The organism is Flavobacterium sp. (assembly GCF_020217025.1).
Lineage (GTDB): Bacteria > Bacteroidota > Bacteroidia > Flavobacteriales > Flavobacteriaceae > Flavobacterium.
Genome location: NZ_JAIWOF010000207.1, coordinates 1 through 10,000 on the forward strand (window position 1 = coordinate 1; position 10,000 = coordinate 10,000).

General features: G+C 33.5%; 8 protein-coding genes. 4 read left to right on the top strand and 4 right to left on the bottom strand.

Going from position 1 to position 10,000, the window contains the following annotated elements:
• The 4 genes from LDL23_RS10715 to LDL23_RS10730 all read right to left on the bottom strand — a co-directional run.
• On the bottom strand, positions 1–753 hold a 753-nt coding region (locus LDL23_RS10715; RefSeq protein WP_291265694.1), incomplete at its 3' end, for an AMP-binding protein.
• Between the two features lie 123 nt (positions 754–876).
• Positions 877–1,731: an EamA family transporter gene (locus LDL23_RS10720; RefSeq protein ID WP_291265695.1), complete on the bottom strand. Its 855-nt coding sequence runs from the start codon at positions 1,729–1,731 to the stop codon at positions 877–879.
• 76 nt (positions 1,732–1,807) lie between these two features.
• Positions 1,808–5,473, bottom strand: a complete 3,666-nt coding sequence (gene purL / locus LDL23_RS10725; protein ID WP_291265696.1) for a phosphoribosylformylglycinamidine synthase — start codon at positions 5,471–5,473, stop codon at positions 1,808–1,810.
• A gap of 84 nt (positions 5,474–5,557) precedes the next feature.
• On the bottom strand, positions 5,558–7,117 hold the full coding sequence (locus tag LDL23_RS10730; protein WP_291265697.1) for a hypothetical protein: 1,560 nt from the start codon (positions 7,115–7,117) through the stop codon (positions 5,558–5,560).
• 134 nt (positions 7,118–7,251) lie between these two features.
• Here LDL23_RS10730 and LDL23_RS10735 point away from each other — a divergent pair, with 134 nt between their 5' ends.
• From LDL23_RS10735 to bshB1, 4 genes are all read left to right on the top strand, one after another.
• A complete protein-coding gene (locus LDL23_RS10735; protein WP_291265698.1) occupies positions 7,252–7,677 on the top strand; it encodes a hotdog fold thioesterase in 426 nt (141 codons plus the stop codon).
• Positions 7,677–8,300: a CatB-related O-acetyltransferase gene (locus LDL23_RS10740; protein WP_291265699.1), complete on the top strand. Its 624-nt coding sequence runs from the start codon at positions 7,677–7,679 to the stop codon at positions 8,298–8,300. Before LDL23_RS10735 ends, LDL23_RS10740 begins: the two co-directional genes overlap by 1 nt.
• On the top strand, positions 8,300–9,334 hold the full coding sequence (locus LDL23_RS10745; protein ID WP_291265700.1) for an isochorismate synthase: 1,035 nt from the start codon (positions 8,300–8,302) through the stop codon (positions 9,332–9,334). Before LDL23_RS10740 ends, LDL23_RS10745 begins: the two co-directional genes overlap by 1 nt.
• Positions 9,335–9,364: 30 nt before the next feature.
• Positions 9,365–10,000 (top strand): bacillithiol biosynthesis deacetylase BshB1 (gene bshB1 / locus LDL23_RS10750; protein ID WP_291265701.1); only part of this gene is annotated, 636 nt, incomplete at its 3' end.

Below are 10,000 nucleotides of genomic sequence, written 5' to 3' on the forward strand. Positions count from 1 at the left end.
TTTCTCAATGCTTTCAGCGAAGTAAATCGATATACCATAATATTGGTACAAATACGTCAACATTCTTTCAAAGATGTGACAAATAGGTAAGAAACTCAACGCTCTTGTGTCCCCAGCTCTCAAAGGAACTCTTGGAGCACTCATTAAAACATCTGAAACAATATTTTGGTGTGATAACATAACACCTTTTGGTCTTCCTGTTGTTCCAGAAGTATAGATAATTGTTGCTAAATCAGTTGTAGTAACATTATTTTTTCTATCTTCAACTACATCTTGGTTTGAAGTATCAGCTCCTAATTCTAAGATTTCTTTCCAACTTTTACATCCGGCAATATCATTGTAAGAGAAAACGTCTTTTAATAAAGGAACGTTTGCTTTTATACTTTGTAATTTTTGATAAACTTCAATATCGGAAACAAAAACATATTGAGATTCAGAGTGATTTAATATGTATTCATAATCCTCAGCCGAGATAGTTGGGTACATTGGAACGGTTTGCGCTCCAGTCTGCAATACACCAATATCCGTTATATGCCATTCTGTTCTATTATTAGATGAAATGATGGCAATTTTATCATTTCTATTTACACCTAATCGAAGTAAACCTCTTGAAATAGCGTTGGCTTTATCTAAGTATTCTTGAGTAGATGTTTTAATCCACTGTCCGTCATATTTTGTAACTAAAGCATCCTTTAAATTATACTTTTCTAACTGATAATAAGGAAAGTCAAATAAGCGTGTTATATTATTCATAATTCGCAATTGTTATTTTATGCAAATTATAAAAATAAAGTTAATTAAACAATTTTTTAAATAATTGATAATCTATTAGTTAGTATTTTGATGAAAATAAAATACTATGCTTGCCTACTAATTTTAATAAAATTGTGAAAATGTTATAAAAATTATTGAAATTATAGCAAGCAAAATTCCTAAATAGTTCCATTTAGTCATTTTTTCTTTAAAAAGTAGGATTCCCGCTAAACTTCCTAAAATAATTACGCCCATATTCATTCCGGCAAATACTGTTGACGGATTTTCAGATAAAGCTTTGTGTGCCTTTAAATAGAAGAGTATGTTTCCAAAATTTAAAATTCCTAGAGCCAATCCCCAAAGTACATTTTTTGATTCTAATTTTTCTTTTTGAACCAGAATTTTTCCAATTAGAAATAAAATCGAAATTAAAAAAGCACCACAAAAAATAATGAATAAGGAAGTTGTAAAACTAAAATCCTTGAAAACAGCAACTTTCTTAAATAAGATATCAATGATTCCAAATCCCAATAAAACCAATAAAGGATAAACCCAATTATCCGATTTACTTTCTGATTTTTTATTCAAGGTGAAGAATATAGCAGAAAATCCAACTATAAAACCAATAATTTTCAATTGACTAAACGTTTCATTAAATAAAAAGTAAGAAGCGGTTAACGGAATAAATAACGATAATCTTTGAGCAATATCGGTTTTTACAATTCCTACTTCTTTTATTGATTTGGCTTGAATTAGAAATACAATCGGCAATAAAATAGCTAATCCCATAAAAAGCGAATAAGGAGTCGTTTTTTCTTGGAAATTTAATTCGGGTTGGAAAGTTAAATAGGTGAGGAGTAAAGCCGAAAAATAATTAAACGTAATGATTTGAAAAATATTCAATTGAAATCGTTTGGCTACTTTTAAAAATATCCCAACAGAAACACTACAAATTACACTTAAAATGACAAACCACATCGCTATTTAATTTTACACAATAGTACAAAAAAAGCATCTTAATTAAAAGATGCTTTTTTATAAAAGTTTGGATAAATTATTTTTTATTCTCAATCCATTTTCTTGCATTCACAAACGCTTCTAACCATGGAGAAACTTCATCTTTTTGTCCTCTTTCTGGATAATGTGCCCAATTCCAAGGGAAAGTCGAACGCTCAATGTGTGGCATCATCACTAAATGTCTTCCAGTAGTATCACACATCATAGCCGTGTTGAAATCAGAACCATTTGGATTCGCTGGATAACCTTCGTAGGCATATTTTGCTACAATATTATATTTTTCTTCCGAATAAGGTAATTTGAATTTTCCTTCTCCGTGTGAAATCCATACTCCTAAAGTTGTTCCTTCCAGTGTTGATAACATCACCGAATTATTCTTCTGAACCGTTACCGAAGTAAATCCGCTTTCGTGTTTGTTCGAAGTGTTGTGGTGCATTTTTCCGTGAACTTCGTGTTCTGGATTGATCAATTCTAATTCCATTAATAATTGACAACCATTACAGATTCCAACCGAAAGTGTGTCTTCGCGTTTGAAGAAGTTTTTCAGTGCAGTATTGGCTTTTTCGTTGTATAAAAATACCCCAGCCCAACCTTTAGCCGAACCTAAAACATCTGAATTCGAGAATCCACCCACAGCTCCAATGAATTGAATGTCTTCCAATGTTTCTCTTCCCGAAATTAAATCGGTCATGTGCACATCTTTAACATCAAATCCTGCTAAGTACATAGCATTTGCCATTTCACGTTCGGAATTACTTCCTTTTTCGCGAATGATTGCTGCTTTTGGTCTTGATTTAGAAGCATCAATCACCGGTAATTTTCCGTCAAAATGCGATGGGAAAGTGAATTGTAATTTTTGGTTTTTGTAATTATCAAAACGTGCTTGCGCCATTCCATTTTTAGATTGTTTCGAATCTAATAGGAAAGAAGTTTTAAACCAAGTATCTCTTAAAGTTGCAATACTGAATGTCAAACTATCTTCACCGTTGATAACTGTAAACGCATCGCCATCGATAGCCGAACCAATTTTAAAAATTTCAATATTATGTTGTGCGAAAGTTGCTTCCACTTCAGCATTCGCTTGGAAAACAACTCCGATATTTTCATTAAATAAAGTTTTAACCGTATCTTTTTCTCCTAAAGAAGTCAAGTCGATTAAAGCTCCTAATTTATCATCAGCAAAACACATTTCTAATAAAGTTGTGATTAAACCACCGCTTCCAATATCGTGTCCTGCTTTGATTTTTCTGTCTTTAATTAAATCTTGTAAAACGTTGAATGCTTTTTTGAAGAATTCCGAATTTTTTATCGTTGGAACATCATTTCCAATTTTATTCAACACTTGAGCAAACGAACTTCCACCTAATTTAAACGAATCTTGCGATAAGTTGATGTAGTAAATGTTGCCACCGTTTCTTTGTAAAACAGGTTCAACTACTTTAGTAATGTTCGAACAATTTCCAGCTGCTGAAATAATAACCGTTCCTGGTGCAATTACTTCATCATTTGGGTATTTTTGTTTCATAGAAAGCGAATCTTTTCCGGTTGGAATATTGATTCCTAATTCAATAGCAAAATCCGAACAACCTTTTACCGCTTCATATAAACGAGCGTCTTCACCTTCGTTTTTACATGCCCACATCCAGTTGGCTGATAAAGAAACCGATTGTAAACCATCTTTCATTGGTGCCCAAACAATGTTTGATAAAGCTTCAGCAATTGCTGTTCTAGAACCCGCCACTGGATTTACCAATGCCGAAATAGGCGAGTGTCCAATCGAAGTCGCAATTCCTTCTTTTCCTTTGAAATCCAATGCCATAACTCCGACATTGTTTAAAGGTAATTGTAATGGTCCAACACATTGTTGTTTTGCCACGCGTCCGCCTACACAACGGTCCACTTTATTGGTTAACCAATCTTTACAAGCTACGGCTTCTAATTGTAAAACTTGACTTAAATAGCTTGCTATATTTTCTTTTGAATATTCTAAATCTGAATAGTTGATTGCAACGGTTTTATCCGTCATAATGGTTTTTGGCGAACTTCCGAAGAAATCTTCCAAAGCATAATCCATTGGTTTTACACCAGTTGATTTTGATTCGAATGTAAATCTATGGTCGTTTGTAACATCACCTACTTGATACATTGGAGAACGCTCTCTATCAGCAATTCTTTGTAAGGTTTCGATGTCTTTTTCACCAATTACCAATCCCATTCTTTCTTGCGATTCGTTTCCGATGATTTCTTTAGCAGAAAGTGTTGGGTCACCAACTGGTAATTTATCTAAATCGATTAATCCTCCGGTTTCTTCCACTAATTCAGAAAGACAGTTCAAATGCCCACCAGCACCATGATCGTGAATGGAAACGATTGGATTGTTATCACTTTCAACCAAACCACGAATAGCATTAGCCGCACGTTTTTGCATTTCTGGATTCGAACGTTGGATAGCATTTAATTCAATTCCTGAACCAAAAGCTCCTGTATCTGCTGATGAAACTGCAGCTCCGCCCATTCCAATTCTATAATTTTCCCCCCCTAAAATAACGATTTTATCGCCTTCTTGTGGTTTCTTTTTAATCGCTTGATCTAATTTTCCGTAACCAATTCCACCCGCTTGCATGATGACTTTATCGTAACCAATTTTGCGATTGTTTTCTTCGTGCTCGAAAGTTAAAATAGAACCCGTAATCAAAGGTTGTCCAAATTTATTTCCAAAATCTGAAGCTCCATTAGATGCTTTAATCAAAATATCCATTGGCGTTTGGTACAACCAAGGTCTTTCCGCCATTCCGTTTTCCCATGGACGTTCTTCTGCTAAACGAGAATAAGAAGTCATGTAAACTGCAGTTCCCGCTAATGGCAACGAACCTTGTCCGCCAGCTAAACGGTCACGAATTTCTCCTCCAGAACCAGTTGCAGCTCCGTTGAAAGGCTCGACAGTTGTTGGGAAATTATGTGTTTCTGCTTTTAATGAAAGAACTGAATCAAATTCCTTTTCTTGGTAGAAATCAGGTTTGTCTGCGCTTTTTGGTGCAAATTGTGTTACTTTCGGACCTTTTACAAAAGCTACGTTATCTTTATATGCCGAAACAATATCGTTTGGATTTGTTTCCGATGTTTTCTTAATTAATTTGAATAAAGAAGTTGGTTTTTCTTCACCATCAATCACAAATGTTCCATTGAAAATTTTGTGACGACAGTGTTCTGAATTCGCTTGTGAGAAAGCAAAAATTTCAGAATCTGTTAACTTTCTTCCTAATTTTGTTGAAAGATTATTCAAATACTCAACTTCTTCTGGGCTAAGTGCTAAACCTTCTGATTTATTGTAAGCGTCAATATCTTCAATATCCAAAATTGGTTCTGGTTGGATATTAATCGTATAAATTTCTTGATTTAATTCCGAATACTTTTGTGAAAGCATTGGATCGAAATCAGTAAAATCGGCAGCTACTTTTTCAAATTCCTCAATACGAATGATGCCAGAAATTCCCATGTTTTGAGTAATTTCTACAGCATTTGTACTCCAAGGCGTGATCATAGCGGCACGTGGTCCAACAAAAAAATCCGACAATACGGATTTTTCTATTTTATGTGCGTTGCCAAAAAGCCAATTTAATTTGTTGATGTCTTCTGATGAAATCTCGTTTTGCGTTTGAACCGCAAAAACCGTGTTGGATTGGTTTCCGAAGAAATGAATCATTGTATGTAGTTGTTTGTGTTGTTGTTTGAAAGTGCAAATTTATTCTAAAAAAAATAACAATCAAAATAATATGACTACTTTAAGTTAATCAAATGTAGTCCAGTTGTAAGCGCCCATATCGGATGGATTACTTCTTGGATTATTTAAAATATCATTAAAAGTTGAATAAGTGTTATCTGCAGTTCCTTTTGCTGCTGAATCTTCACCAATAATTAATTCATTATTTCGAGCATCTTTAAAATCAGGATTATTTACAGTAGAATTCGTAGCAATCAAACAATTCGTATACAAAGCTGCATTAGTGAAAGCATATAAAGGATTATTTGTAAATTGATTACTAAAATCGGCAAATTTGATTAATGAATGGTCAAAATGGTAATTGAAAGTACTTCCTGTTTTTTTCAAAACGATTCCCAAATTACTAGAAGTGTGAATGATACAGTTTTTGAAATTCGCTTTTGTAAGACCATAAATGGCACTTCCATCGTAATCGTCAAGTAAAACTGCGTTTTGATTTGGTGTTGGCCAATAATTAGCAAAGGTGCAATGTACAAATTCATAACTGCCGCCAAAACTTCCAGCAAATGCGGTTTGACCACAGTTATTGATGACTACATTTCGACCTTCAATATTTCCAGTTCGTGCTAGAATACCAACATTGGTACAATTATAAATTTGAGTATTCTCTAAGTCTAAAGTTGGAGTAGGAGTCCCGTCGTTTCCAGTAACTAACATTCCAACAGTAGCATTTTTTATAGTTAAATTTTTAATTTGATTATTTGTACTTCCTTGTGTTAACCAAATCGTTCCCCATTGACCAGGAACTTCAGAAAAATCAGGTTCTAAACGATCGCCTTCGAAAATAACTTCGTTTTCTAAAGCTTCTGTAGTTGAGGAACTACCATTTACATGAATAGAAGCATTATTAGCAACAATCAAACCCGATTCAGCATGAAAGTGCACTCTTGCTCCTGCATCTACAACAAGTGTTTTATTAGATGGAACAGCGGCATAACCATACACAACATAAGGTTTGGTATTGGTCCAATGCAATTCGTTTCCGTTCACTGGATGGGTTTCTTCCAAAAATCTACCACGAATCGTAATAGGATTTCCGTCTCCATCTACACCCAAATTTAACTCATCATAAGTATAGGTTTCATCTGGATTTTGAACTCTTCCAGGATAAATAAAATAAGCATCTTGAATTAAAGTAACCAACTCTACTTTTTGGTGATTCGGATTAGTTTCATCTCCAAATAAAATTTTATCAGTATATAGAAAATCAGTTGGATTTGCATCCGCAACTTCAGCAGTAACAGAAACGAAAATATACATACTATCTTTTGCCAATATTTCTACATTTTCAAATACTTGACCTGCCATTCCATCTACCATTAATCGGTACTTAGAAGCCGTTCCATCTTTTAATCTAAGTGAAGGAATTGAAATGTTTTTATTACTTCTATTGTACACTTTTAGGGTATAAGTACTCGAGCCAATATTGGTAAAAACAGTGTCCAAATACACCGTATCTTTTGAAAATTCTAAACCACCTGTTTTAGATTCAAATTCAAAATCGTTTCTACAAGAAGTTAATGAAACGGCAAATCCAATTAGTATTAAAAGTAATAAACGACGCATGTATAGTTAATTTTGGTAAATGTAATTATTAATTTTAAATCTGTAAAAACAAAATGTGTTTAAAATACTTACTAAAACGTTAAATCAGTTGAATTATTCTGTTCGGAATGCTTAATTTTACAAAAAATAAAGTTATGATGTTTGATAGAGAAAAAATGTTGCAATTGTGTAACGATTGGAGCAAAAATACTTTAATGAATACCTTAGAAATTGTTTACACCGATGCTGGTGAAGATTTCTTAACTGCTACAATGCCAGTAAATCCTAGAGTACATCAACCGATGGGATTATTGCATGGTGGAGCTTCTGTTGCGCTTGCAGAAAGTGTTGGAAGTGCCGCTTCTTTAATGTTTGTAAATCCAGAAAAGCAAGAAGTTCGTGGTATCGAAATTTCGGCCAATCATTTAAAAAGCAAAAGAGAAGGTATGGTTACCGCTACGGCAAAAATCATTCACAAAGGAGCTAGTTTGCATTTATGGGAAATTAGAATTGTAGACGAAGAAGGAAAGTTAATTTCGCTTTGTAAATTAACGAATATGGTATTATCGAGAAGACAATAATGACTAGACCAGATAAAAATACTTTATTTCCATTAGAAAATTATAACCGACTTTGTTTTTTGAAAAACTTGGTTAAAAATCCTAATATCATTGTTGGTGATTATACTTATTATGATGATTTTGAAGATGTAGCTAATTTTGAGAAAAATGTAAAGTATCATTTTGATTTTATAAATGACAAACTAATCATAGGTAAATTCTGTATGATAGCTTCGGATGTAAAGTTTATTATGAATGGAGCCAATCATTTATCTAATGCAATTTCGGCTTATCCTTTTGCTATTTTTGGAAACGGATGGGAAAATGCTATGGATGAAAAAAGCTATCCCAACAAAGGTGATATTACTATAGGAAATGATGTTTGGATTGGATATAATGCAACTATTATGGCTGGTGTAACCATTGGAGATGGTGCTATTATTGCTGCTAATGCTACTGTTGTAAAAGATGTTGCCCCTTATTCTATCTTAGGTGGAAATCCAGCAAATGAAATTAAAAAGCGTTTTTCTGACGAGAAGATTCAGCAATTGCTTGAATTGCAATGGTGGAATTGGGATATTGATAAAATTACCAAGAATATTCAAATTCTAACGTCTAATGATATTGATAATTTAATTTACTAATGTTAGAGTTTGATAAAATATCACATTATTTGCGTGAAGCAATTCCCTTTGTATGTTATGTAAAACCAAATGAAAACGTTTGGAATTTACTTATACAACAATCAGATGAAATTATTGATTTTATCGGTCAAGCTGGATTTGTATTTATGCCTTTTCATGAAGGAAATCAAGTAATAATTCCGTTTGAAGGTAATTTGTTTTCGAAAGGAAATCTTGAAAATTTAGAAAACAAACCAACTGAAAATTTCACTTCTGAAAGCAATCAAAAAGAGTCTTTTGAAGATTTAGTTATCAAAGGAGTTTCGGCTATTCAACAAGGCGAATTCGATAAAGTAGTTTTGTCTCGAAAAATCGTTTTGAAAGAACAAATCGCTAGTATTGAAACCTTTCAGAGCTTGATTTCAACTTATCCAACGGCTTTTCGCTATTTGTTTTTTCATCCCAAGATTGGTTTATGGATGGGAGCAACGCCTGAGCAATTGGTGAAAATCAATCAAAATCAGTTTGAAACAGTAGCTTTGGCGGGAACTCAATTGTATTCTGAAAATGTAATTTGGGCAACCAAAGAAATCGAAGAACAGCAATTTGTTACCGATTATATTATATCTAAAGTAAAAGATAAAGTTAATAACCCTATTGTTTCTGATGCTAAAACAGTTAAAGCTGGAAATTTAGCGCATTTAAAATCGTTTATTTCGGGTGAATTAACTCCTGATTTTCAAGCGAATGATTTAATAAAAGCGTTACATCCAACACCAGCGGTTTGCGGTTTACCCAAAGAACAAGCCATCGATTTTATTCTTAAAAATGAAGGTTATAATCGAAAATATTACGCGGGTTTTTTAGGCGAATACAATAAAGACAATCAAACCGATTTATTCGTAAATTTACGCTGTTTAGAAGTAGAAAATGATGTTGTGAATATTTACGTAGGTTGTGGCATTACAAAAGACAGCAACCCTGAAAAGGAATTTATTGAAACAGAAAACAAGTCGATGACCATGCGAAATGTTTTAGTTTCCAAAACCTTTTAAACTCTTAAACGATAAATTTATAAACTAAAAATGAAATTAGACATATTAGCTTTTGGAGCGCATCCAGACGATGTAGAATTAGGTTGTAGCGGCACGATTGCCAAAGAAGTTAGCCTAGGAAAGAAAGTCGGAATTATCGATTTAACTCGTGGTGAGTTAGGAACTCGTGGTTCAGTTGAAATTCGTAATTCGGAATCGGCTAAGGCTTCTGAGATTTTAGGAGTTGTGGTGCGTGAGAATTTAGATATGCGTGATGGTTTTTTCGTAAATGATGAAACACATCAATTGAAAGTAATTGAAATGATTCGCAAATACCAACCTGAAATCGTGTTGTGCAACGCTATTACAGATAGACACATTGACCACGGAAAAGGAAGCAAATTGGTAAGTGATGCTTGTTTTTTATCAGGTTTGCGACAAATTAAAACCGAGTTGAATGGCGAAGCTCAAGAAGTGTGGCGTCCAAAAGTAGTTTACCATTATATTCAATGGCAAAATATTGAACCTGATTTTGTGGTGGATATTTCAGAATTTATCGGTAAAAAAATGGAATCTGTGTTGGCTTATGGTTCGCAGTTTTATGATCCAAATTCAAAAGAACCGGTTTCACCAATTACTTCAAAAAACTTTTTAGATAGTGTAAAATATCGTGCTCAAGACCTTGGA

Excerpts from the sequence above, each read along its gene's own strand:
- LDL23_RS10720 (WP_291265695.1), bottom strand. The coding sequence starts at position 1,731 with ATGTGGTTTGTCATTTTAAGTGTAATTTGTAGTGTTTCTGTTGGGATA.
- purL (WP_291265696.1), bottom strand. The coding sequence starts at position 5,473 with ATGATTCATTTCTTCGGAAACCAATCCAACACGGTTTTTGCGGTTCAA.
- LDL23_RS10730 (WP_291265697.1), bottom strand. The coding sequence starts at position 7,117 with ATGCGTCGTTTATTACTTTTAATACTAATTGGATTTGCCGTTTCATTA.
- LDL23_RS10735 (WP_291265698.1), top strand. The coding sequence starts at position 7,252 with ATGATGTTTGATAGAGAAAAAATGTTGCAATTGTGTAACGATTGGAGC.
- LDL23_RS10740 (WP_291265699.1), top strand. The coding sequence starts at position 7,677 with ATGACTAGACCAGATAAAAATACTTTATTTCCATTAGAAAATTATAAC.
- LDL23_RS10745 (WP_291265700.1), top strand. The coding sequence starts at position 8,300 with ATGTTAGAGTTTGATAAAATATCACATTATTTGCGTGAAGCAATTCCC.